Source organism: Bartonella sp. B41, from assembly GCF_053795765.1.
The window spans coordinates 1261999-1285657 of the sequence record NZ_CP200037.1 but is presented as its reverse complement, the minus strand read 5'-3'; the positions used below and the strand labels follow the sequence as shown (position 1 = coordinate 1285657).

The 23659-nt window shown below is 34.5% G+C and carries 23 protein-coding genes; 11 read left to right on the top strand and 12 right to left on the bottom strand.

Annotated features, from left to right (window positions below):
- The first annotated feature begins 574 nt into the window (after nt 1-574).
- Nucleotides 575-1213: a LysE family translocator gene (locus tag V4P54_RS05690; protein ID WP_455477058.1), complete on the top strand. Its 639-nt coding sequence runs from the start codon at nt 575-577 to the stop codon at nt 1211-1213.
- Between the two features lie 2 nt (nt 1214-1215).
- On the opposite strand, the gene rlmN is transcribed toward V4P54_RS05690, so the two are convergent.
- From rlmN to lptC, 6 genes are all read right to left on the bottom strand, one after another.
- Nucleotides 1216-2445, bottom strand: a complete 1230-nt coding sequence (rlmN, locus tag V4P54_RS05685) for a 23S rRNA (adenine(2503)-C(2))-methyltransferase RlmN (protein ID WP_455477057.1) — start codon at nt 2443-2445, stop codon at nt 1216-1218.
- Nucleotides 2446-2487: 42 nt separating this feature from the next.
- Nucleotides 2488-2991: an invasion associated locus B family protein gene (locus tag V4P54_RS05680; protein ID WP_455477701.1), complete on the bottom strand. Its 504-nt coding sequence runs from the start codon at nt 2989-2991 to the stop codon at nt 2488-2490.
- A gap of 494 nt (nt 2992-3485) precedes the next feature.
- The gene (ptsN, locus tag V4P54_RS05675; RefSeq protein WP_455477056.1) at nt 3486-3938 is read right to left on the bottom strand and encodes a PTS IIA-like nitrogen regulatory protein PtsN; all 453 of its coding nucleotides are present in this window, start codon (nt 3936-3938) and stop codon (nt 3486-3488) included.
- A gap of 189 nt (nt 3939-4127) precedes the next feature.
- Complete coding sequence (gene lptB / locus V4P54_RS05670; protein ID WP_455477055.1) at nt 4128-4910, bottom strand: LPS export ABC transporter ATP-binding protein; 783 nt, start codon at nt 4908-4910, stop codon at nt 4128-4130.
- Between the two features lie 6 nt (nt 4911-4916).
- A complete protein-coding gene (locus V4P54_RS05665) occupies nt 4917-5525 on the bottom strand; it encodes an LptA/OstA family protein (protein WP_455477054.1) in 609 nt (202 codons plus the stop codon).
- Nucleotides 5526-5603: 78 nt separating this feature from the next.
- Complete coding sequence (gene lptC, locus V4P54_RS05660) at nt 5604-6248, bottom strand: LPS export ABC transporter periplasmic protein LptC (protein ID WP_455477053.1); 645 nt, start codon at nt 6246-6248, stop codon at nt 5604-5606.
- Nucleotides 6249-6444: 196 nt separating this feature from the next.
- On the opposite strand from lptC, the gene ihfB reads away from it, so the two are divergent.
- The 7 genes from ihfB (at nt 6445) to V4P54_RS05625 (ending at nt 11733) form a co-directional block, all read left to right on the top strand.
- On the top strand, nt 6445-6723 hold the full coding sequence (ihfB, locus tag V4P54_RS05655) for an integration host factor subunit beta (RefSeq protein ID WP_455477700.1): 279 nt from the start codon (nt 6445-6447) through the stop codon (nt 6721-6723).
- A gap of 8 nt (nt 6724-6731) precedes the next feature.
- Complete coding sequence (locus V4P54_RS05650; protein WP_455477052.1) at nt 6732-7031, top strand: LapA family protein; 300 nt, start codon at nt 6732-6734, stop codon at nt 7029-7031.
- A 209-nt stretch (nt 7032-7240) separates the two neighbouring features.
- Nucleotides 7241-8137 carry a class I SAM-dependent methyltransferase gene (locus tag V4P54_RS05645; protein WP_455477051.1) on the top strand — a complete coding sequence of 299 codons (897 nt, stop codon included), beginning with the start codon at nt 7241-7243 and terminating at the stop codon, nt 8135-8137.
- A 2-nt stretch (nt 8138-8139) separates the two neighbouring features.
- Nucleotides 8140-8994, top strand: a complete 855-nt coding sequence (locus V4P54_RS05640) for a TrmH family RNA methyltransferase (protein ID WP_455477050.1) — start codon at nt 8140-8142, stop codon at nt 8992-8994.
- The gene (gene lspA / locus V4P54_RS05635) at nt 8991-9491 is read left to right on the top strand and encodes a signal peptidase II (protein WP_455477049.1); all 501 of its coding nucleotides are present in this window, start codon (nt 8991-8993) and stop codon (nt 9489-9491) included. The genes V4P54_RS05640 and lspA overlap by 4 nt, the downstream gene beginning before the upstream one ends.
- A 500-nt stretch (nt 9492-9991) precedes the next feature.
- Nucleotides 9992-10765: a Bax inhibitor-1/YccA family protein gene (locus V4P54_RS05630; protein ID WP_455477048.1), complete on the top strand. Its 774-nt coding sequence runs from the start codon at nt 9992-9994 to the stop codon at nt 10763-10765.
- 110 nt (nt 10766-10875) lie between these two features.
- On the top strand, nt 10876-11733 hold the full coding sequence (locus tag V4P54_RS05625; protein ID WP_455477047.1) for an endonuclease/exonuclease/phosphatase family protein: 858 nt from the start codon (nt 10876-10878) through the stop codon (nt 11731-11733).
- Here the strand turns inward: V4P54_RS05625 and polA are convergent.
- The 6 genes from polA to V4P54_RS05595 form a co-directional block, all read right to left on the bottom strand.
- Nucleotides 11730-14645, bottom strand: a complete 2916-nt coding sequence (gene polA, locus V4P54_RS05620; protein WP_455477046.1) for a DNA polymerase I — start codon at nt 14643-14645, stop codon at nt 11730-11732. The genes V4P54_RS05625 and polA overlap by 4 nt on opposite strands.
- A gap of 303 nt (nt 14646-14948) precedes the next feature.
- Nucleotides 14949-15653 carry a DNA polymerase III subunit epsilon gene (gene dnaQ / locus V4P54_RS05615; RefSeq protein WP_455477699.1) on the bottom strand — a complete coding sequence of 235 codons (705 nt, stop codon included), beginning with the start codon at nt 15651-15653 and terminating at the stop codon, nt 14949-14951.
- A gap of 4 nt (nt 15654-15657) precedes the next feature.
- Complete coding sequence (gene coaE, locus V4P54_RS05610; RefSeq protein ID WP_455477045.1) at nt 15658-16245, bottom strand: dephospho-CoA kinase; 588 nt, start codon at nt 16243-16245, stop codon at nt 15658-15660.
- A complete protein-coding gene (locus V4P54_RS05605) occupies nt 16242-17120 on the bottom strand; it encodes a shikimate dehydrogenase (protein WP_455477044.1) in 879 nt (292 codons plus the stop codon). The genes coaE and V4P54_RS05605 overlap by 4 nt, the downstream gene beginning before the upstream one ends.
- Complete coding sequence (locus V4P54_RS05600) at nt 17113-17709, bottom strand: Maf family nucleotide pyrophosphatase (protein ID WP_455477043.1); 597 nt, start codon at nt 17707-17709, stop codon at nt 17113-17115. Before V4P54_RS05600 ends, V4P54_RS05605 begins: the two co-directional genes overlap by 8 nt.
- Nucleotides 17710-17721: 12 nt before the next feature.
- Nucleotides 17722-18546, bottom strand: a complete 825-nt coding sequence (locus tag V4P54_RS05595; RefSeq protein WP_455477042.1) for a pyruvate, water dikinase regulatory protein — start codon at nt 18544-18546, stop codon at nt 17722-17724.
- Between the two features lie 546 nt (nt 18547-19092).
- On the opposite strand from V4P54_RS05595, the gene rho reads away from it, so the two are divergent.
- The 3 genes from rho to mnmG all read left to right on the top strand — a co-directional run bounded on the left by rho (nt 19093) and on the right by mnmG (nt 23657).
- The gene (gene rho / locus V4P54_RS05590; RefSeq protein ID WP_455477041.1) at nt 19093-20358 is read left to right on the top strand and encodes a transcription termination factor Rho; all 1266 of its coding nucleotides are present in this window, start codon (nt 19093-19095) and stop codon (nt 20356-20358) included.
- A gap of 25 nt (nt 20359-20383) precedes the next feature.
- Nucleotides 20384-21691: a tRNA uridine-5-carboxymethylaminomethyl(34) synthesis GTPase MnmE gene (gene mnmE, locus V4P54_RS05585; RefSeq protein ID WP_455477040.1), complete on the top strand. Its 1308-nt coding sequence runs from the start codon at nt 20384-20386 to the stop codon at nt 21689-21691.
- A gap of 106 nt (nt 21692-21797) precedes the next feature.
- On the top strand, nt 21798-23657 hold the full coding sequence (gene mnmG / locus V4P54_RS05580; protein ID WP_455477039.1) for a tRNA uridine-5-carboxymethylaminomethyl(34) synthesis enzyme MnmG: 1860 nt from the start codon (nt 21798-21800) through the stop codon (nt 23655-23657).
- The last annotated feature ends 2 nt before the right edge of the window (nt 23658-23659 follow it).

Below are 23659 nucleotides of genomic sequence, written 5' to 3'. Positions count from 1 at the left end.
TGTTCAGATATACTCTTTTTCTAAATACTTCATCATCAAAAAAGAGGATTTTTGCACAAAGCCAAATATTTAAATCTTACATCAGCGAATGTACACAGGAATAAAATATTTAGTTTGATAAGACCAATTGTGCCTTTTGGATAACGAGCGTCTGTACTAATTATAAGGGGGTGTCGATTTGCTTAAATAAAAAAATTTTCTATAAAATCCGACCTATCAATGCTATTTTAACTTATTAGTGATTCACTTGCGTACCCCCCTCTCCTTTTAACAAATGAAATAGCAAAATTGCATTAACTAGAAAAAAGTATCTTATATCACCTGTTTTTCCACAGAATTTTAGTACACACACGCGAAATTAATAAAATCTACTGAATGAAATAAAATGATTTTTTAATATTTTTCCATTTTTTCATCTTAAAATTCTATATGATTTGCTTTCTTCTGCATTAAGAAATAAAAAGCAAAGAAAGCAAATTTTCACGAAGCAGCATTAAGAAATAAAAAAATCGCAAAAATATTTGTGTGGAGAAAAAATAGTGAACACTGCTTTTAAAAGATAGAGAAGATTTACATGTCATTTTTTCCAGAATGGTCTATCATTATACAATTTTCCTTAGCATCTCTTGTTCTTGCACTTACTCCAGGACCTGATATTATGTTGTCTGTAGGATGCACCATCAGACAAAGCAAAAAAGCTGGGATTATGTGCGCTTTGGGGAGTGCAACGGGTCTTGTCATTCAGGTTATCGCTGTAGCTTTTGGCCTATCAGCGCTTATTGTTGCTTCACCGCACACCTTTTCTCTTCTTAAAATTGTTGGCGCCTTCTACCTGTTATGGCTTGCTTTTCAAGCATTGTATAAGCATTCGAAATTTTCTCCTCAAGAAACATCTCTCCAATATAAAAGTCTTAAACGCAATTATCTCACCGCTGTTGGAATTAATCTATTAAATCCTAAGGCCGTTCTTTTTAATATGATTTTCTTGCCACAATTTGTTCACGCAAATGATCCAATGGTTACGCCAAAACTACTCATTTTAGGTCTTTTTCATATACCTATTTCTCTTCCTATCAATATCCTTATAGTTTTTATGGCTAATAAACTCTCTAAAGGATTGCAAAAAAATCCTTCCTATCTTCGCTTTCTTGATTGGCTCATCGCATGCATTTTTACTAGTTTCGCTTTGCGCATCTTCATTAATAAAAACTAAACTTATACATTTTCAATAGCATTTTCAAACTGCAAACGTTCAGATTTACGTAAACGCTCTGAGAGAGATTTGAGCTGTCCACACGCTGCTAGAATGTCGCGTCCACGAGGTATCCGAATAGGAGAAGCATAGCCTGCCCGATTAACTACATCAGCAAACCGCTCAATCTGTTCCCAATCAGAACACTGATAATTACTACCTGGCCACGAATTAAAAGGTATCAAATTTATTTTAGCAGGAATTCCTTTAAGCAACTTAACCAGTTTTTTAGCATCATCTATACTATCATTCACACCTCTTAACATAACATACTCAAACGTAATCCTCTTAGCATTAGAAAGACCAGGATAATTACGGCAAGCATCCATTAGCACAGCAAGCGGATATTTTTTATTTATTGGAACAAGCATATCTCGTAGTGTATCACACACCGCATGAAGTGAGATCGCTAACATAACACCAATTTCCTCTCCCGTTCGTATAATTCCAGGAACTACTCCACTAGTTGAAAGGGTAATTTTACGTTTTGACAAAGAAAGTCCATCTCCATCAGAAGCTATTAATAAGGCTTTTTTGACCTCTTCAAAATTATAAAGTGGCTCTCCCATTCCCATCATAACAATATTAGTAATTTTTTGCCCTTTAAGCGGAACCATTGCACTACCGAGAATATGCTTATCGGGGAAATCACCCAAACAATCACGAGCAACTAACAGTTGCATCAAGATTTCTTCTGACGTCAAATTGCGAACAAGCTTCTGCGTTCCTGTGTGGCAAAAAGAACAAGTTAATGTACACCCCACCTGAGACGAAAGGCATAAAGTGCCACGCTCTTCCTCAGGAATATAGACCGTTTCAACTTCAACGGGCCTTCCTGCACCACGTGCTGGAAAACGTAAGAGCCATTTACGGGTGCCATCCTTTGATATTTGTTCTGCAATAATTTCTGGACGAGCAATAGAAAAATGATTTTTAAGTATCTTCCGCGTTGATTTAGAAATATTCAGCATTTCATCAAAATCCGAAACACCACGCACATAAAGCCAATGCCAAAGTTGGCGAACACGCATACGCGTCTGGAAATCTGGGATACCAATTGCCTTTAAAGCCTCCACCATTTCATCATGCAACAAACCAACTAAAGGCAGCTTAAACCCATTCTCTACTACAATACCAATCGATCTCGGCATTGAACACACACCCTTTGGTTTGAGATCACACGAAACAGCCATTGCCTTTAAACTTATATCGCTATTTTATAAACAAAGGACGTCTTAACGACATTTTTGTGTTGCATTTAATGCAGCAGTAACCCCCCTTAAAGAATAAGTATAGGTGGTATTTGTTCCTCGTTTTGAAGTAGCTTTCACCGTCATACTTATTCCAGAACGCATAGCAGAAACAAGCTGCTTTTCTGCCGATGATGACTCTAACCAAGCTGACGAATCTTTTGTGAAAAAATCAAAATTCTTATCCCCAATTGTTACAGTAACCTTTGAACCTTCTTTAAGCATATAACCAGCCATAAATTGTGGCTCAAATGAAACAGGTGAATGAGAACGTTTAGTAACCAAAAAGAAATTATCACCGTGTCTAACTGTCATTGGAAGCGACTCTAAAGGTGCTGATAACACATAACAAATTGTATCCTCTGGCGATTTATAAGAATAAGCCCCCCAAGCCTCAAACTGATCTAAACGACTTGGTGTTTGCGCACATGCTGTCCCGGTGCTAACCAGAATCACAACAGACATGGTAATAAAAAACCTTTCAAACATCTTCATTTCGCTCACTTCTTTCACTCTCCAACAAGACTTCTTCCTCTCGCAAAGCCTATATTTCAGCTATGCTTAGTGCAATTATTCTAATCTTTTGATAAGCGAAGCACCATCATCTTAATCAAAACAAATCTCTCTATATCAATTGTGACCTTTTAGTTATTACTAAAACATGAATTTTTTATTCAATAATCACATTTTTTTTAAAACAACATCTTGATCCCATTTTGTCGATTTTGTTCTTTGTAAAAGAACCCATTTCTTTGAATGATTATAGGAGAAAACACAAGCAGAATATCAGCTTGCTAAGAACTGAGCAATGCCCTGTTGACAAATAGTTTGTTGCAAAATTCTAAAAATATGTCCTCCAAAAAACACACCAAAGCTCAAAATCATTTTACAAAATTACCAAATATAATCATTACATGACTCCTTAACGCAACATAAATCCTACACAAAAATATCCACATATAGTACTCACTCTTAAACTACAACTACATTTGGTTTTTAATAAGTAAATCATATAACTCACCAGTATCATGAGTGTCGCGCAATTTTTGTACAACATCAGAATGGCGTAAGACACGTGCGATTTGTGACAAAGCTTTTAAGTGATCCGCACCAGCATTTTCAGGTGCCAACAGCAGAAAAACGAGATCTATCAGTTCATCATCAAGAGCATCAAAATTAATTGGATTTTCAAGATGAGCAAATATGCCAATAATTCCATTAATATCCACTAACTTTCCATGAGGAATCGCAATGCCGCCACCCAAGCCCGTTGATCCTAATTTTTCACGTTGCAAAACAGTATCAAACACTACATTCTCATCAATACCCGTTAATTCTGATGCTTTTTCAGATAAAATTTGTAAAACTTGTTTCTTCGAATTCGCCTTAAGAGATGGAATAATTGCTTCCGGTGTAATTAACTCACTCAAATCCATACTTTAGTTTTCCTTTTACGCGCCAAAATACCTAACCACAACAAACCTTTTAGTATATATACCCTCCTTCATAATCGAATATATGCTCGCTTTTTAAGCCATAACAAGTGACAAACAACTCCCTCTCACATTATCGGATTTAATGATAAATGGTATTTTATCTCCCAAACAAGCAGTAATGTATAAAATTCAGAGAGAAAACCTGTTACCCAAATAAACTCTGCGCACATCGGCATTGTTAATAATATCGTTAGGACAACCGTGAATTAATACCTGTCCTTCATGGATTATATAAGCACGATCCACAAGACCTAATGTCTCACGCACATTATGATCTGTTATCAAAACACCGATACCGCGTTGAGTTAAATGACGAATAAGCTGCTGAATATCAAAAATGGCTATAGGATCAATTCCTGCAAATGGTTCATCAAGTAACATAAAATTTGGGCGAGAAGCTAAAGCCCGTGCAATTTCAAGTCTACGACGCTCACCCCCAGACAGAGAAATAGCTGGCATTTTGCGTAAATGATCAATTTTAAATTCATGCAAAAGCGATTCTAACTCTTCGTGCCTCTTAACACGATCTCTTTCAATTACCTCCAAAACGGCTTTAATGTTGTTTTCCACTGAAAGACCACGAAAAATAGATGCCTCTTGTGGAAGATAACCAATCCCTAGACGAGCACGCCGATACATTGGTAAATGAGTAATATCAAATCCATCAAGTTTAATTTCCCCTCCATCAGATTTAACTAAACCTATCACCATATAGAAACAAGTCGTTTTACCAGCACCATTGGGTCCTAAAATACCAACAGCCTCCCCGGTGCAAACACCAAAAGAAACACCACTAATGACCTGTCTTCCTCGGTATGCTTTAATTAAGTGATTGGCAGCTAAAGTACTTTTGAATGTTCTATTTACTGTATCAGGTTTAACTATCTGTTTTCTTTTATTGATTCCAAACATGCAATCTCAATAGCCATTCTTTTTGTTTAGTTTAAAAACAACAGAAACGCTGTTTTTTTTCTTAGATGCTTCACAACCTTCTAGAAAAGTTTTCCTAGTCTTTAAGTTTGTTACTAATTTGCATCCCGTCACTACATTATCACCATCGATTAATACAACATTGCTACCTGTCAAAGTCATTGTGCCAGACTTTTCATCAAAAATGCCCTTATCCCCTGTAGCCACTTTAGTAGCTATTTTTATATAGACACTTCCTAAAGCTTCCATTCTCTGAATATTTACTAACCCAAATCCAACAGATGACTTTGTCTTCATATTCTTTTGACTCTTGTCAACAACTTTGTGCACCTTATCATAATGAACAACCAATTTTGATGTCCGTAAAAGGTGCTTACCCTGAATTACTGAAACATTGCCATTAAAAAGTGCTATTCCTTCTCTATCTCGTACTTCTAAAGAATCTGCATAAAACTCCATGGAATCTTTGCCATCAAATAGATTAATTCCGAAATTGGATATCTCAGAATGCCCAGAGACTATCCCTGCCAATAAAATTCCAATTACCAAAACCAAATACATACTTACCCATTTTATGTATGATGCCCTTGGTTCCATTTTAGCGCTCTCAATTCCTTTATTTTCACGTATGCACACTTTTCTCTATAGTATAAATAAAATACTTATTGATACATTTTATTGCTTGTTAATCACTAAATGTACATCACCATGAAAACACATGATTTGTCTTTTTTCTTGAATTCGCAGAGCATTCGCTGTAAGATGCAAGCCTGCGTGTTGGATATTGACGTGTTTGCTTGTACTCAATTGGCTTTCAAGTAGGTTTATGTCTGCCGCAAGGAATTGCGCAACAGCTCCATTATTTGTCGTGATGGTAAATGGTTTGTCTAGCAGCAGATGACCCTTGACATTATCGTACAGAGCTACTTGAGCATCTAGGAAAACTCGTTCTTGTTTACCTACAGATGCTTCTGCTGTAACGTTTTGCATCTCAATAATCCCAGACTTGGAACTATCTTGGAATATTTTTTCAGCTTTAAGCAAGTAGGGTTCATGAAAATTATTATAACCTTCTAATTTCGGATTGAGTACAGCCAATTTTATCATTGCATCTTCTTCATTTTCATTGCTTAAAATTACGGGATCAAAAACCGTAGGAACAGCAAAGAGTGTAAACCAGCAAAAAATCATCACTATGACCAATGCTGAAAAAGGTAAAAAAAATTTCAATACGCTAATGCAACGAGAGTGATGACGTGCTTTTTTAAAAACATCGTTAAGAGATCGTTGTGTTGAAGAAACTTCACAATAATTATGCATAGCCTTACTACCTTAATATCTCCAACACTTAGATTTTTTTTATTTTATATAGTTTATATACGACATCTTCTCAAATTTTGCTTATTATAAATTGTTTTTTCTTGATTTTATTTTGCTTTCACTCGCTTATATATGTAATGTGCATATGTGAAGTTCACAATTGTAGAAAATCTTTTTTATGAACAGAGAGGTTATTTTGGTTAAATCAGAGCTTGTGCAAATTATTGCCCGTCATAACCCGCATCTTTCTCAACGCGATGTAGAAAATATTGTGAATGCTATTTTTGAAGAAATATCAGCAGCACTTGCCGGTGGCAATCGAGTTGAACTACGAGGCTTCGGAGCCTTTTCTGTAAAAAGTCGATCAGCTCGTAACGGACGCAACCCTCGAACTGGTGAAACCGTTGCAGTTGAAGAAAAATGGATTCCTTTTTTTAAAACTGGTAAAGATTTACGCGATAGACTTAACCAATGAGCAAGCTTATGACAATAAAACGCATCCTTTTGGCAATTATTTTAGTTCCTCCTATAGTTCTCTTGATCGCTCTTATTGTAGCTAATCGCCAAGCAGTTACGCTAACGCTTGACCCTTTTCAGGTAAAATCTGAACAGTTTACCTATCAAGCTCCTTTTTTTATATGGCTTTTTGTTTTTTTTGGTCTTGGTGTTCTGTTAAGTAGTATAATTAATTGGTTTTCACATCGTAAATGCAAGAAGGCTCTTAGAGAGAGTAAAGCTAAACTTGAGAAACTAAAAACATCGACCGCTGATGTTAAAGAATGACGCTTTAGTGTAACTTTTCCCTTTTTTGTTTTAAAAAGCATACAAATAGTTGTTTTTCTTTTTTCACATTTTCTTTAATTCTTTAACAAGATTTAGATTTTTGTATTATAATGAAAATTCCATATCCCTCTAGTATACATTTTAAAAAATATTTTTTATCATGATATAAAATCATGTTCTTTTAACGTCTTCAATCTTACCGCGAAAATATGTATCTGCAAGAAAAATTGCCTCTCATTTTGGAAACAAGTGCTAGTGAAGATTATGCTTTAATTGACTCTGGTAATGGACAAAAATTGGAGCGTTATGGTACATATCGAATTATTCGTCCAGAGAGCCAAGCACTGTGGAAGCCGTCTTTATCACAAAAACACTGGATAAATATTGATGCAATTTTTACAGGTAATCGAGATGAAGAAGGCATTGGTCGTTGGTATTTTCCCAAAAAACAACTTGGTGAAACATGGCCTCTTTCTTGGAATGGACTATCTTTTCTAGGCCGCTTCACCTCTTTTCGCCACGTTGGTGTTTTCCCTGAGCAAGATGCTCATTGGCGCTCAATGGAAGAACAAATTATCAAAGCTGCACGTCCTATAAAATTGTTAAATCTGTTTGGTTATACGGGCATTGCTTCCTTAATTGGTGCACGTGCAGGTGCAAATGTTACTCATGTTGATGCTTCTAAAAAAGCTATTTCTTGGGCAAAAGCTAATCAAGATAAAGCAGGATTATCAGATCGCTCTATTCGTTGGATTTGTGATGATGCTGTAAAATTTGTTGAACGAGAGCTGCGTCGCAAAAAAACTTATGATATGATCATCCTCGATCCTCCTGCATATGGACGTGGGCCACATGGCGAAGTTTGGCAATTATTTGATCACCTACCAGCAATGATCTCGCACTGTCGTAATCTCTTATCTGATAGGCCTGTTAGTGTCATACTTACAGCCTACTCTATTCGTGCTTCCTTCTACACTTTTCATACTTTGATGTGTGATGAATTCGTAAATATTGGTGGCACAGTTGAATCAGGAGAACTTATTTTGCGTGAAGAAACTGCCGGACGCGCTCTTTCTACTTCCCTTTTTAGCCGCTGGATTTTCTAAATATGTCTATACAAAAAGTCGGTAAAGTAAAAGAAATTAGCTCTCTTAGCAATCCTATCATAAAAGACATTAAAGCACTCAACCAAAAGAAAAACCGTAATAAAAAATGTCTCTTCATGGCAGAAGGACTTAAATTGGTGATTGATGCTTTAAATCTAGGATGGAAAATACAAACACTTATTTTTTCCAAAAATGAAATTAATCATCCTGCAATCGAAAATACCGCTGCACGCACTGTAGCCAGTGGTGGCTTTGTTATTAAGACTTCACAAAAGATTATGGAATCTATAGCTCGGCGTGATAATTCACAAACAGTTATTGGCATTTTCAAACAACAGTGGCATTCACATGAAACAATAAAAAAACAAATAGAAATAGAAGATGTTTATGTAGCACTTGATCGGGTACGTGATCCGGGCAATCTTGGAACAATTATACGTACTGCAGACGCAGTAGGAGCTAAAGGAATCATTTTAATAGGTGAAACAACCGACCCCTTTTCATCTGAAACAGTACGTGCAACAATGGGGTCTATTTTTTCGATACCTCTTTATCGTTTTAATGAAAGTTCTTTTTTAAATTGGTCTGCAGATTTTAAAGGCATGATCGTTGGCACACATCTAAAGGGATCTACCGATTATCGCACCATTGACTTCAAAAATGGTCCTATCATACTTTTAATGGGAAATGAAAAACAGGGCCTACCAGAAATTCTTGCGAATCGTTGCGATCAGCTGGCGCGAATTCCACAAAGTGGACGTGCTGATTCACTTAATTTAGCGGTAGCAACAGCTATCATGCTCTACGAGATACGTCGTCCTTATTTAACACTTGAACCACGCGAGGTCAAAATATGACATGCAAATCTTTATTTTTTTTTCTTCTTGGTTTGATTATTACAATAGGATTGGATCAGGCTGTAAAGTACTGGATTATACACAATCTAATCATAGGAACGGCTATTCCTGTTCTTCCCTTTCTTTCTCTTTACCATGTACGCAATTCTGGTATTGCTTTTTCATTTTTTTCCTTCGTTCCTCATTGGGGACTCATTGCCACCACATTAGGCATTATTATTTTTCTTTTATGGCTGCTGAAATATACGGAATACAATAGGCCTCTTTCACGATTCGGTCTTACTCTCATCATTGGCGGAGCAATTGGCAATCTTATTGACCGAATTCATTTTCACTACGTAATCGATTATATACTCTTCCACATTGATGATGTATTTTATTTTGCTATTTTTAACCTTGCGGATACCTTTATAACGATCGGTGTCATAGCCATACTTATTGAAGAGTCGCATATATGGATCAAAGGAAAATACCATTCTAACTATACCTCTAAATAAGTATTTATAATTTTACCATATTGACTAAATTATCGGATGCACAAACACTTATATGTTCGCTTTGAAGTTTGTTAATTTGGTAAATAATATTTTCTATTTTTTAATACCTATTAATGAGCAATTTTTTAGTGAAAACAATTATTGTATCTACGGTGTTTATTCATCAATCTTTTTCTTAATTTCATTCATAATTTTTCTTTTTTAGAAAAATTTCTCCTTATAAACTTTTATTTTGTACAAAATATGGCAAGAAAGGACCTAAATATTCTTATTAAAATGAAATTTTTTATTACAAATTTATAAGCCTTCACATCAATAAAAGTCTCTTGTAATTTTAAAATAAATCTCCATAATAAGGAGAGGTACGCTGGAATTCTTCCAGTAGCGTTTGGGGTTTTTTGTATTTGCTAAGTAGGAGCTTATACAGAACTGCTGTTGTTAGGATACAAATCCTTTTTAGCCCCATGCCCAATGAAACATATGCTAGAGGACTTTTTATTATGTCTGATTTAAAAAATTTACGTTCGGCGTCTGTTTCTCATGCCGATGCATCAATTGATCAAGGATTGCGCAGTTATATGCTGGGCGTCTACAATATAATGGCTGTTGGCTTGCTTATTACAGCTGCTGCCGCGTATGCAATTGCATCATTGGCAACGACAACGGATATGAACCAAGCAGCTGCTAAAATCGGCAGTAATCTTTATTTAACTTCATTTGGAGTAACGTTTTATACATCGCCATTCGCTTACATTGTAATGTTTGCACCACTTATAGCAGTGTTGTTTCTCAGCTTTAAAATTAATACGCTGAGTACAAGCGCAGCTCGCAACCTATTTTTGGGTTATGCTGCTCTCGTAGGATTCTCGCTATCTTCGATCATTTTGCGTTATACAACAGAGAGTATTGTACAGACATTTGTTATTACCGCTGCATCTTTTGGTGCTCTTTCTCTTTATGGTTATACGACAAAGCGTGATCTTACAGCAATGAGATCATTCTTTTTTATGGGCTTGATTGGCTTAATGCTTTCCATGATTGTTAATATTTTTCTTGGATCAAGTGCTTTGCAATTTGCTATTTCAGTAATTGGTGTCTTTGTTTTTGCTGGCCTAACGGCCTACGATACACAAACCATCAAATTAATGTATTATGAAGGAGATACAAGTGATGCTCAGGGTCGTAAAATTATTATGGGTGCATTGAGTCTCTATCTTGATTTTATTAACCTATTTGTTTTTTTGATACAGTTTCTTGGATCAAAGCGTGATTGATTGTAACAATCATTGTATATTTGAAGAACCTTGTTTTTTTGTAAAAACGAGGTTCTTTTTTTTAGTACAGGCATTTATCTTTTTCATTTTTGCACTACTATTTTCGTAAAATGACAAATAGATCTAATGAAAAAAAATTCTGGTTTACTCAACTTATTAAAAAGAATTTCCATGATCTTTTTTCAAATGCAGTTAGTAGACATTTTAATCATCAACCCCATGGAATAAATATAAATAATAATTATGATCTAGCGGCTGCTTCTTATAATGTTCACAAATGCATAGGCATTGACAAAGTTTTTAATCCTAATCGTATCGTGCATGTTATTTCCGAACTGAAAGTTGATATTCTTGCCATCCAAGAAGCAGATAAACGTTTTGGTGAGCGTATTGGATTGATTGATCTCCAAATGTTAAAAAAAGAAACAGGACTTGTTCCAGTACCACTAGATACCATGTCACCTAATGGCCACGGTTGGCACGGAAATGCTATTTTTTTGCGACGAGGATGTATACGTGATACTCTACAAATAACCCTTCCTGGAATCGAACCTCGCGGTGCTGTAATTGTGGAATTGGAAATGGAATCTGGCTCCATTCGTATTATTGCTGCCCATTTTAGCTTATTTCGCCATTCCCGCAACAAACAAACAAAAACGCTTCTTACTCTTATACAAAAACGCCCTCTTATGCCCACATTGCTCATTGGAGACTTTAATGAATGGAGAACAGGAAAAGGCTCATCTTTAAATAATTTTTCTCCCTATTTTGATGGCAAAATTGGAACTGTAGCAAGTTTTCCTTCTCGCTTTCCCTTTTTAGCTCTTGATAGAATTTTTGCTTTTCCCCACCAACTTGTAACAAGCATTGAAAATCATAACTCACCACTTGCACGCATCGCATCAGATCATTTGCCTATAAAGGCTTATCTTAATCTCGCTTATGCAACAACCATTCTTAAAAATTAATGTACTTCACCCCAATTTCTAACTTCTGTTATTTTTACTTCAAGGGGTACAGATAAAGATAAAACTGGCATTGTAGCATTTTCCATAACTACTTTAACGATATCTATCGTTTTTTTACTCTCGTCTTTTGGCACCTCAAAAATTAGTTCATCATGTACTTGTAATAACATTTTTGCTGATAATTTCTTTTTTTCCAAAGCATTTTCCATATGAATCATAGCACGACGAATAATATCTGCTGCTGATCCCTGTATCGGTGCATTAATAGCTGCTCTTTCATTAAAAGAACGCACTTGTAAATTAGATGATTTTATTTCTGGATAATGAATACGACGTCCAAAAATTGTTTCTACATAACCATTTTTTCGTGCAAATATTTTAGTTTTTTCCATATAATCCTTAATTCCTGGAAATCTCTCAAAATAAAGTTGGATGTAATTGCTAGCTTCTTGCCGAGAAATACCCAATTGATTAGCCAACCCGAAAGCAGATATACCATAAATGATACCAAAATTAATAGCTTTTGCGCGTCGTCGTATATCTGAATTCATATTTCCTATTGCAACACCAAACATTTGTGATGCAGTGATAGCATGAATGTCTTGACCTTGTTCAAAAGCTTTTTTTAATGATGTAATATCAGCAATATGAGCAAGGACACGCAATTCAATTTGGCTATAATCAGCTGATAATAGTACATGTCCTTTTTGAGCAATAAAAGCTGTTCGTATTTTGCGTCCTTCAATAGTTCGCACTGGAATATTTTGCAAATTAGGTTCTGATGATGACAATCTTCCCGTTGATGTTATTGCTAGAGAATAATTTGTGTGGACACGTCCTGTTTTTTGCAAAATATAGGAGGGTAAAGAATCTGCATAGGTAGATTTTAGCTTCACCAGTTGGCGCCAATCAATAATTTTACGTGGTAAAATATGACCCTCAGAAGCTAACTCTTCCAGGATTTGTGCAGAAGTTGACCATTGTCCACTTTTGGTCTTAATCCCTTTAGATAGTCCCATTTTTCCAAAAAGAATATCACCCAACTGTTTTGGCGAAGAAATATTAAATTTTTCGCCAGCTAACCTATAAATTTCCTCTTCGAGAATAAAAGAAGATTGTGTTAATTCTTCTGAAAGATGTAGTAAAATTTTACGATCAACAAGAACCCCGCGTTCTTCCATTCTTGTAATAACTTTTACAAGTGGTTTATCAAGACGTTCATAAATTCTTACCATTCCCTTAGCAACAAGTTGTGGTTTTAAAACTCTCCATAAACGTAGCGTTATATCAGCGTCCTCTGCAGCATAGAGGGTTGCTTGTCGCAAGTCTACTTGAGCAAAAGAAGAAATTTTTTTTCCTTTATGCTTCAAATCTTTATAAGAAATAGGTTTATGCTTAAGCCACCGTTCAGATAAAGCATCCATACTGTGGCTCAGAGATCCAGCATCCAAAGCATATGATAAAAGCATTGTGTCATCAAAAGAGCAGATATCAATTCCATACTGTCTCATGACTAACATATCATATTTTATATTTTGTCCAATTTTTAATATTGCTTGATTTTCTAATATCTGTTTTAAAAGTGTTAAAGCCTTTTTCTTTTCAATTTGTTTTACAATACGTCTTCCGTCCAAAAAATCGTTTCCATATTCAATGTGTTCAAGCGGTATATATGCTGCTTTTTCTGGCTGTAATGCTAGCGAAAAACCAACAAGTTCTGCCTTCATAGGATTAAGTGAAGTAGTTTCAGTATCAAAAGCAAAAAATCCTTGTTCTTGCGCATCTGATAACCACTTTCTTAAAATTTCTTCATCAAGAATAGTCATATAAGAATCTTTTGTTATTTTTTGTATCAAAGCTTCACTTATACGTTTTTGTGCAAAAATTTGTGGGGAATTTTCAGAAAAATCATGAATATATACTGAATCATTTTTATTTATTTCTCTTTTTTTAATATAAAATTGAGATGAAGGATCTACCAATTCAACATTTACATCAATCTCATCAATCGCTTCTGCATCACAATTTGTTTTCTCTGCTACACGACGCGTTAGACTTGTAAACTCCATAGCTTTAAGAAAAGCTATTAAGCGTGGTCCATCTTGTGGCTCTAAAATAAAATCATCTAAATCATTATCTACAGGAACATCTTTTTTAAGACGGACTAATTCGCGAGAAATTTTTGCCTGCTCAATATAAGCTTTAATATTTTCGCGTCGTTTTGTCTGTTTAACTTCTTCTACATGTTGTAACAAAAAATCAAGCGATCCAAACTGATTCAATAATTTGGCTGCAATTTTAGGACCAATTCCTGGAATACCTGGAACATTATCTGTCGTATCTCCAGTCAAAGCTTGCAGATCAACCATTTTTTCAGGCACTACACCCCATTTCTCTATAACTTCGGAAACACCTATGTGCTGATCCTTCATTCCATCATATAAAGATACATTCGTATTCACTAATTGCATCAAATCCTTATCGGAAGAAATAATTGTTGTCTTTGCACCAATCTTTGTTGCTAATTCTGCATAGGTTGCAATTAAATCATCTGCTTCAAATCCTTCTTTTTCAATACAAGGTAAATTAAAAGCTTTTGTTGCTTGGCGTATCAAGTAAAATTGAGGAATAAGATCTTCAGGAGGTTCTAATCTATTGGATTTATATTGAGGATAAATTTGCTTACGAAATGTATCGGATGAATAATCAAAAATAACAGCAAAATGTGTTGGAACTACACCAGAAGCTGTATTGCGAGCATCACAAAGTAATTTCCATAGCATATTGCAAAAACCAGCTACAGCTCCTACTGGAAGTCCATCTCTTTTACGTTTTAAAGGTGGTAAAGCATAATAAGCACGAAAAATATAACCTGATCCATCAATCAAAAAAAGATGATCTTTTGCTTTCATGACAACTTCATTTCTCCATTTTAGTCAAAAACAACTTACTTTTATATATTTGTTACTCTTAATTTAAAAACTTATTTAATTGCCTCTAAAAAGCCATTTTTTGTTTTTACAAGAGCACAATGTCGTTGCGGTTTATATTCAGTACCTAGAGCTTTTATTTGCTGTTACAGGATATAATAGCTTTCATTTTGCTCCTCCTATGATAGCTGAGGTACAGTGTAGCGACATGGTCGTTGTGGTGTTCCCCTCCCCACAACGGCCGTTTTTTTTTTACAAACAGTTTAAAATAAGAGAATAATACCTTTATTGAATCTTGAAATGATTCCATAGAGCTTTTTCACCCATTTTTTTAATAAAATCAGCGTGCAAATCTATTTCTTTTGCACTCAACCTTGGGGATAAAGCTTGCGGACGCACACTGACTGAGTAAAGGATACTTTTGTCGTTTTTAGCATTTGTGTTAATATTTTCATTGTCATCAAAAATGAATACGCCCTGTTTTCCACCAATTAACTCGATATAAACATCAGCAAGAATCTCTGCATCAAGTAAAGCCCCATGAAGAACACGATGGCTGTTATCGATTCCAAAACGTTTGCACAAAGCATCAAGGGAATTAGGTCCCATAGGAAATTTACGTCGAGCCATAGCCAATGTATCAAGAATATTATCAACACTTATCAGTGGTTGATTCACTCGTCCTAGTTCTGCATTAATAAAACCAATATCAAAACTCGCATTGTGTGCAATCATTGTTGCACCATCAATAAATTCCAAAAAATCGCTAACAATATCATTGAAACTTTTTTCATTTTTTAAACGTTCATTAGTTAATCCATGGATTGCTATGGCTTCGTCAGAAATTATAACCCCTTGTGGGTTCAGATAAACATGGAATCGACGTCCTGTGAGATAGCGATTAACCATCTCTACGCAACCTATTTCTATTATACGATCCTTTTCTTTATCTAATCCTGTTGTCTCTGTATCAAAAATAATTTCACGCATCATTTTAATTCTTTAGCAAACTTTCTATTACGCAGAAAACTTGTTGACGTGTACTTTCCAAATTCTTCCCTGTATCAATGATAAAATCGGCAAGTTTTCGTTTTTTTTCATCAGGTATTTGTCTAGAATTAATAAATTCAAACTTTTTTTCGCTCATATTTTGACGAATCATTGCACGCTCTTTTTGTATTTTAAATGAAGCAGATACAACAACTATACTATCCACACGATTTTCACTATTCGTTTCAAAAAGGAGTGGAATATCAAGGACAACCAACTTTTTTTTCTGTTTATGCGCCTCACATATAAATTCTCTTTCTTTATTCTCTACTAAAGGATGAATCATTTTTTCAAATGTTTGTAATTTTTTACTATCATTGATAAAAATTTCAGATAATTTCAAGCGATTAACTTTACCATTTTCAATAGCATCAGGAAAAATTCGTGATATGAAAGATAAAGTTGGCTCGCTATCATAAAGCTGATGTATAATTTCATCAGCACTAAAAACGGAAATGCCTGCTTCCTTAAAAAAATCGGCAACTGTTGATTTTCCCATAGCAATTGAACCGGTAAGACCTATAATTTTCATTTTTTATTTTCACCCATATCTTTTAAAACTTCTGTTCTTAAATCCTTCGTTACGCTTGGTCTTATTCCAAACCATCTTTCAAAACCAGTAACTGCTTGATGTAAAAGCATACCAAATCCGTCAACTATTCTTAGATTATGTGCTTTTGCTTGTTGTAAAAAAGGAGTTATTAATGGAGTATAGACAACATCTGTCACCAATGCTGTTTCTTTTGTTTTATTAAAATTTAAAAAAGAGATTTTTTTTTTATCGTGGAAATTTTCCATACCTATGGAGGTTGTATTAACAATCAAATCAGCTTGGAAAAGTATATTATTGGCATCATACCAATCATAAACTTCAACAGGTTTTCCGAAATGTTCAGCCAACTCATTTGCACGTTGTCTCGTACGATTAAATAAGAAAATACGTTCAAATTTACGTTTTTTTAAGGCATACAGAACAGCACGAGCCGCTCCTCCTGCGCCAAAAACAAGAGCTATTCCTCCAGCCCAATTTGGATAATAATCATCAAGATTGGCCATAAAACCATAAGCATCACTATTCGTAGCACAAAGTTTATTTCCTTCATACCATAGCGTATTAACAGAACCAATTTTTGTTGATACCTCATCTTTATAAGTGGCTAAACGAAAAGCTTCTTGCTTATAAGGCAAAGTAACATTTCCCCCGCAAAATCCTTTTTTTTGTATAGATATGAAGAAATCATTAAATTTTTCAGATGTTATTTCTTGTGCTATATATTCACCTTGTATATTATAGTGCTTAAGCCAAAAGTTATGAATTTCTGGAGATTTTGAATGTTTAATAGGATATCCGACAACAAAAGCACGTCGACAGATCATCTTCCTATATTCTTTTGTTGAATTAGTCATTAATGATTCCTAACTGACGCAGTTTAGTTAATAAAGGTAGTAAAGGTAAACCGACTATAGTAAAAAAATCTCCATCAATTTTTTCGAAAAGACGAATTCCTTCTCCTTCAATTTGATATACTCCCGCACTGCTTAAAACATCTCTATCTATATGAGCCAAATAATTATCAATAAATTTTGATGAAAGAGAACGTACATGCATATGGGCACTAAAAGATTCAACCCAAATTTCTTTACCATTATGAAATAAAGCAACAGCACTATGAAGAAAATGACTTTTGCCTGATAAAGCATATAAACGTTCACATGCTTCCTTTTTATTTGTGACTTTATGAAAAATTTTACCTTCTAAATCAAATACTTGATCACAGCCAATTACAAAAGAATTATGAAAACGATCAGAAACATTTTTCGCTTTTGACCTTGCAAGAAAACAGCTAAGTTCTTTAGGATCTCTTATTTTTACTGTTTTTTCTACTTCTCTTTCATTTAAGGAAGATCCTTCAATAGAAAATTTTAATCCTGCTTTTTTTAATAATTGTGCACGATAAGAACTAAGGGATGCTAATATTAACATGTTTGTTACCATAAAAAATTTACCTTATTTTCTTTCACGAAACCGTGACAAAAGTGAAACTATCTCTGCAGCTGTTTCCTCAATAGAGCGCCTTGTAACATCAATAACAGGCCAGCAAAAACGCTCAAAAATACGTTTTGCATAAACTAATTCTTCAGCTATACTAAGACGATTAGTATAGCTCTCTGTAGCTAAATCATTTCCAAAATCTCTGTTTTGTCTAACATGCGAAATTCTTTCGACAGAAGCTATCAAACCAATTATTAGAGCATTTTTTGCTTCAAAAAGAGCCTCTGGCAAATTTATTTCTGGAATTAGAGGAATATTAGCAGTTTTTATTCCACGATTTGCTAAATAAATACTTGTTGGAGTTTTAGAAGTTCTAGAAATTCCCACAAGGATCACATCTGCATCTGATAAACGATTAGTAAATTGCCCATCATCATGTTCTATTGTAAAATCTAATGCTTCAATACGACGAAAGTAATCTGCATTAAGATCATGCTGTGCACTGGCTCGTAAATTTGTTGGCGTACCAAGGTATGACTGAAAAGCATCTAAAACAGGATATAGTATATCAATGCAAGAAACTCTCATCCTTTCACATTGTTTTCTAAGAAGTGTTTTTATTTCGTTATCAACGATTGTATAAAGGACAATTCCTGGATTTTTTTGGATTTTATCAAGAGCTTTTTGTAGCTGTTTTTTATTACGAATCATTGGATAAACATGCTCTATAGCCTGATTCATAGTATATTGTGATGCCACAGCTCTTCCAACAGATATTAAAGTTTCTCCTGTAGCATCAGAAAGCATGTGCAAATGAAAGAATTTTTTTTCTTTTGTCACAAAAAAATTAACTCCTTGTTAACAAATGTGCATACACCATCGTTTCCTTTTATAAAACTAAAATTTGGTAAAAATTTCTTGTTTTTATAAACAATTATTTAAACTATAATAAATAAGCTCATTTCTCTTTTGTGAATGGGAATAATTCTCTTAAAGAGATATTTATGCTTTATTTTTTATATTTTTCTTTTGTGGATAAACCTGAGGATGACATAGGTATAAATGGTAATCCACATTAAACACAGACTCTAATAAGAATAATACATATCTTTATAATAAAAATTAATATGTTTTTTTAAAAATATAAATTTGGAATATAAAACTTATTTTAAATCCAATTTAAGCTACACTAATTATTGAATATGATATTTTTATTTATAAATAGTTTTTTTTAAATTTTTTTGTATTATTTATGAATAATAAACCATATGAATGGTGCTTGCAGTTTGAAAAAGTTAAGTATACAATAGTTTCTTCTCAAGAGTGTTTCATTCTTAATTTTTCCATTAATTAAAAAAAATCCCTACCTATAAAAGAGCGTATTTCATGCAAGAAATGAAACTACAAGAACTTAAAAGTAAAAATCCAGTTGAGCTTGTTTCTTTTGCTGAAACGTTAGAAGTTGAGAATGCTTCTTTGATGCGCAAACAAGAGTTGATGTTTGCTATTTTAAAAAAACTTGCGTCACAGGATGTAGAGATTATAGGAGAAGGAGTTGTTGAAGTCTTACAAGATGGATTTGGTTTTTTGCGTTCTGCTGATGCTAATTATCTTCCAGGTCCGGATGATATTTATCTTTCTCCTATGCAAATCCAATCTTTTTCTTTAAAAACAGGAGATACAGTTGAGGGTCCTATACGCAGTCCAAAAGAAGGAGAGCGTTATTTTGCTCTTCTTAAAATTAACACTATAAATTTCGAAGATCCTGAAAAAATCCGCTACAAGATCCATTTTGATAATCTTACACCTCTCTATTCAAATGAGCGTTTTCAAATGGAAATACAAAATCCTATGGATAAGGATATGTCGTCGCGAGTAATTGACTTGATATCTCCGTTAGGAAAAGGACAGAGGGGATTAATTGTAGCACCACCTAGAACGGGAAAAACGGTTTTACTTCAGAATATTGCTCATTCTATAACAACTAATCATCCTGAATGTTATCTTATTGTCCTTTTAATTGATGAACGACCAGAAGAAGTTACTGACATGCAGCGATCTGTAAAAGGAGAGGTAGTTTCTTCTACTTTTGATGAGCCAGCTATACGTCACGTACAAGTAGCAGAAATGGTTATTGAAAAAGCTAAACGTTTGGTTGAATATGGACGTGATGTTGTTATTCTTCTCGATTCTATTACTCGTCTTGGGCGTGCGTATAATACAGTTGTTCCTTCATCAGGTAAAGTTCTAACGGGTGGTGTGGATGCAAATGCTTTACAGCGTCCAAAGCGTTTTTTTGGTGCAGCACGCAATATTGAAGAAGGTGGATCTTTAACTATCATTGCAACGGCTTTAATTGATACAGGAAGTCGCATGGATGAGGTTATTTTCGAAGAATTCAAAGGAACAGGTAATTCAGAAATTGTTCTTGATAGAAAAGTTGCAGACAAGCGTATTTTCCCAGCTATGGATATTTTGAAATCTGGAACACGTAAGGAAGAGCTTTTAGTAGCACGGCAAGATTTACATAAAATTTTTGTTCTTCGCCGTATTTTAGCTCCTATGAATATAATAGATGCGATTGAATTTTTGATTGATAAATTGAAACAAACGAAAAATAATAGTGAATTCTTTGATTCAATGAATACATAAAATTTAAGCCACTGGGATTAATTCTGTGACTACAATTTTTGCTGTTTCAAGTGGGTTATTACCCTCTGGGGTTGCGGTTGTTCGTCTTTCTGGTCCTCAGGTTACACATGTTGTTAATACGCTTTGTGGTTGTTTGCCTAAAGCGCGTTTTATGCATTATGGAAATCTTACTGCGCGTGATGGTAGTTTTTTGGATTCTGCTTTAACTGTTTTTTTTCCTGCTCCACACAGTTTTACAGGAGAAGATTGTGCAGAGTTTCATTTACATGGAGGAAAGGCTGTTGTTAGCCGCTTTCTTGATGAGCTGTCTACATTTGATGGATGTCGTATTGCAGAAGCAGGTGAGTTTTCACGTCGTGCATTTATTGAGGGAAAAATAGATCTTGTTCAAGCAGAAGGTCTTGCTGATTTAATAGAATCTGAAACAGAAAGTCAGCGTCGCTTAGCTGTGATGGGGATGAGCGGTCGTTTAACAGAACTTTATCGTGATTGGCGTCAAAAACTTATAAGAGCACGAGCTTTTATTGAAGCAGAACTTGATTTTTCTGATGAGGATGATATCCCAAATTTGGTGTCTGATAAAATATGGAAAGATGTCGAGGAGCTATGCTGTTCTATTAGAAATCATATTTCTGAAGGAGAACGTGCTGGAATTTTGCGAGATGGACTAAAAATTGTCATTGCAGGAGCTCCGAATTCTGGAAAATCAAGCATTATAAATCGTCTAGCTGGAAGATCTGTTTCTATTGTTACGGAGGAAGAAGGTACGACTCGTGACGCTTTAGAAATTAAGGTTGTACTTTGTGGTTTACCAATTTTTTTAACAGATACTGCTGGTTTTAGAAAGACGGAGAATAAAGTAGAGAAAATTGGAATAGAGATTGCAAAACAGCATGTTGTTGATGCTGATCTTGTTATTTTAGTTTATGATATGAAAAATCCAAAAAAAGTTTATTTACCAAAGACGTCTGCTGAAATATGGCATGTTGGAAATAAGCTTGATCTTAGCGAAATAAAAGGTGATGATTTTTTTATACAATTTTCTGCGTTAACTGGTTTAAATTTTGACTGTCTTGTTAAAGAACTGGAAAAATTTTGTTTAGATAGAATTTCAAAAATTGGAAATCTTATTCCAGCACGTAAAAGACAACTTCAATTATTAAAAGAAGCTGTTAAAGAAATTGAATTTTCTATAAATTACAATTTTGTTGATTTAAGTTTACGTGCAGAACATCTTCGTTGTGCTAGTAATTTTCTTGGAAAAATTACAGGAGACATAGATGTTGAAGATTTACTTGACGTTATTTTTTCAGAATTTTGTATTGGTAAATAGCGATTCACGTGAAACATTTGTTATTTTATAGATATGTTCAAAATATTACATGTTTTGTGTATTCTTTTATTTGGAATTCTGATGCCTTCTGTATGGAATAAATAAAATGAAATTATATGATGTTGTAGTTATTGGTGGTGGTCATGCTGGTTGTGAAGCAGCTTCAGCTTCGGCACGTACTGGAGCTAAAACAGCACTTATTACACATAATATATCATCACTTGGAACAATGTCTTGTAATCCTGCTATTGGTGGACTTGGAAAAGGACATTTAGTTCGTGAAATAGATGCTTTAGATGGTCTTATGGGGAGAGCTGCTGATGCTGCTGGAATTCAATTTAGACTTCTTAATAGACGTAAAGGACCTGCAGTAAGGGGGCCACGTACGCAAGCTGATAGGCTTTTATATAAAGAAGCAATTCAACTTTTTTTGAAAGAACAAAATTGTCTTACCCTTATAGAAGATGAGGCTGTTGATTTGGTTATTAAAAATAATTGTGTTTCAGGAGTTATTTTAAAAAAAATAGGAATAATTTTTTCTGGTGCTGTTGTTTTAACAACAGGTACATTTTTAAATGGTTTTATTCACATTGGTGATAAAACATGGTCTGCTGGACGTATGGGGGATAAATCAAGCGTATATCTTGCGGAATGCTTGAAAAAATATGGAATTAATCTTGGTAGATTAAAAACAGGGACTCCTGCTCGACTTAGTAAAAAAACAATCAATTGGGACATACTTCAAAAACAAAAAGCTGATGAAGATCCTGTCCCGTTTTCTTTTTTAACAGAAAAAATTAAACAACCTCAAATTGAATGTGCAATAACACGTACAAATTCTCAGACACATAAGGTTATTCGTGATAATATTCATAGATCCGCTTTATATTCTGGCAATATTGAAGGATTAGGTCCACGTTATTGTCCTTCAGTTGAAGATAAAATTGTTAAGTTTGGAGAGCGTGATGGTCATCAAATTTTTTTAGAACCAGAAGGATTAAATGATGACGTCGTATATCCAAATGGTCTTTCCACTTCTCTTCCAGAAGATGCTCAAACTTCTTTATTAAAAACAATTGAGGGATTGGAAAATGTCAAAATTTTACAATTTGGCTATGCTATTGAATATGATTTTGTAGATCCACAGCAACTCAATAAAACTTTGGAGGTACGTTCTTTATCGGGATTATTTTTAGCCGGTCAAATTAATGGTACAACGGGATATGAGGAAGCTGCAGCACAGGGTCTTTTAGCTGGGCTGAATGCCGCACGTAAAGTGGGTAAATTAGATAAAGTTGTTATAAGTCGTTCTATGGCTTATATTGGTGTTATGATAGATGATTTAATTTTACGCGGAGTCTCTGAACCGTATAGAATGTTCACATCACGTGCTGAATTTCGCTTGTCCTTGCGATCTGATAATGCTGATTTCCGTTTAACACCTTTGGCAAAAAAAATTGGTATTGTTAGTAAAATGCGTTTAGATTGTTATGAAAAAAAACAACAACGTCTTAATCGAGCAAGATCAATGTGCAAGGAACTTTTTTTAACTCCTAATGAAGCATCTTCTTATGGATTACATTTAAATCATGATGGGGTTAGACGTTCAGCTTATGATCTTCTTTCTTATCCTGATGTTAGTATAGATCGTCTTTCGCATTTTTGGCCACAATTAAAATCTATTGATTCTAGAACTGTTGAATCTTTGGAAATTGAGGCACAATATGCAGTCTATTTGGAAAAACAAAAACATGATATAGCTTCTCTTCAAAGAGATGAGAATTTAGAAATTCCTTCTTCTCTTGATATTCAGAACATTTCTGGTCTTTCAAATGAGTTAAAGACAAAAATTCAGAAAATATCTCCTCGTTCAATCGCTGATGCACAGAAAATTGATGGTATGACGCCAGCAGCACTATCGCTTATTATTACTTATATTCAACGTCAACGGCGTAATAAGGATTAATA

Excerpts from the sequence above, each read along its gene's own strand:
- lptB (WP_455477055.1), bottom strand. The coding sequence starts at position 4,910 with ATGTTTGGAATCAATAAAAGAAAACAGATAGTTAAACCTGATACAGTA.
- mnmG (WP_455477039.1), top strand. The coding sequence starts at position 21,798 with ATGAAATTATATGATGTTGTAGTTATTGGTGGTGGTCATGCTGGTTGT.
- V4P54_RS05690 (WP_455477058.1), top strand. The coding sequence starts at position 575 with ATGTCATTTTTTCCAGAATGGTCTATCATTATACAATTTTCCTTAGCA.
- lspA (WP_455477049.1), top strand. The coding sequence starts at position 8,991 with ATGACATGCAAATCTTTATTTTTTTTTCTTCTTGGTTTGATTATTACA.
- V4P54_RS05665 (WP_455477054.1), bottom strand. The coding sequence starts at position 5,525 with ATGGAACCAAGGGCATCATACATAAAATGGGTAAGTATGTATTTGGTT.
- rlmN (WP_455477057.1), bottom strand. The coding sequence starts at position 2,445 with ATGGCTGTTTCGTGTGATCTCAAACCAAAGGGTGTGTGTTCAATGCCG.
- dnaQ (WP_455477699.1), bottom strand. The coding sequence starts at position 15,653 with ATGCGTGAAATTATTTTTGATACAGAGACAACAGGATTAGATAAAGAA.
- ptsN (WP_455477056.1), bottom strand. The coding sequence starts at position 3,938 with ATGGATTTGAGTGAGTTAATTACACCGGAAGCAATTATTCCATCTCTT.
- V4P54_RS05630 (WP_455477048.1), top strand. The coding sequence starts at position 9,992 with ATGTCTGATTTAAAAAATTTACGTTCGGCGTCTGTTTCTCATGCCGAT.
- V4P54_RS05680 (WP_455477701.1), bottom strand. The coding sequence starts at position 2,991 with ATGTTTGAAAGGTTTTTTATTACCATGTCTGTTGTGATTCTGGTTAGC.
- polA (WP_455477046.1), bottom strand. The coding sequence starts at position 14,645 with ATGAAAGCAAAAGATCATCTTTTTTTGATTGATGGATCAGGTTATATT.
- V4P54_RS05640 (WP_455477050.1), top strand. The coding sequence starts at position 8,140 with ATGTCTATACAAAAAGTCGGTAAAGTAAAAGAAATTAGCTCTCTTAGC.
- V4P54_RS05600 (WP_455477043.1), bottom strand. The coding sequence starts at position 17,709 with ATGGTAACAAACATGTTAATATTAGCATCCCTTAGTTCTTATCGTGCA.
- coaE (WP_455477045.1), bottom strand. The coding sequence starts at position 16,245 with ATGAAAATTATAGGTCTTACCGGTTCAATTGCTATGGGAAAATCAACA.
- V4P54_RS05625 (WP_455477047.1), top strand. The coding sequence starts at position 10,876 with ATGACAAATAGATCTAATGAAAAAAAATTCTGGTTTACTCAACTTATT.
- V4P54_RS05650 (WP_455477052.1), top strand. The coding sequence starts at position 6,732 with ATGACAATAAAACGCATCCTTTTGGCAATTATTTTAGTTCCTCCTATA.
- V4P54_RS05605 (WP_455477044.1), bottom strand. The coding sequence starts at position 17,120 with ATGACTAATTCAACAAAAGAATATAGGAAGATGATCTGTCGACGTGCT.
- rho (WP_455477041.1), top strand. The coding sequence starts at position 19,093 with ATGCAAGAAATGAAACTACAAGAACTTAAAAGTAAAAATCCAGTTGAG.
- V4P54_RS05645 (WP_455477051.1), top strand. The coding sequence starts at position 7,241 with ATGTATCTGCAAGAAAAATTGCCTCTCATTTTGGAAACAAGTGCTAGT.
- lptC (WP_455477053.1), bottom strand. The coding sequence starts at position 6,248 with ATGCATAATTATTGTGAAGTTTCTTCAACACAACGATCTCTTAACGAT.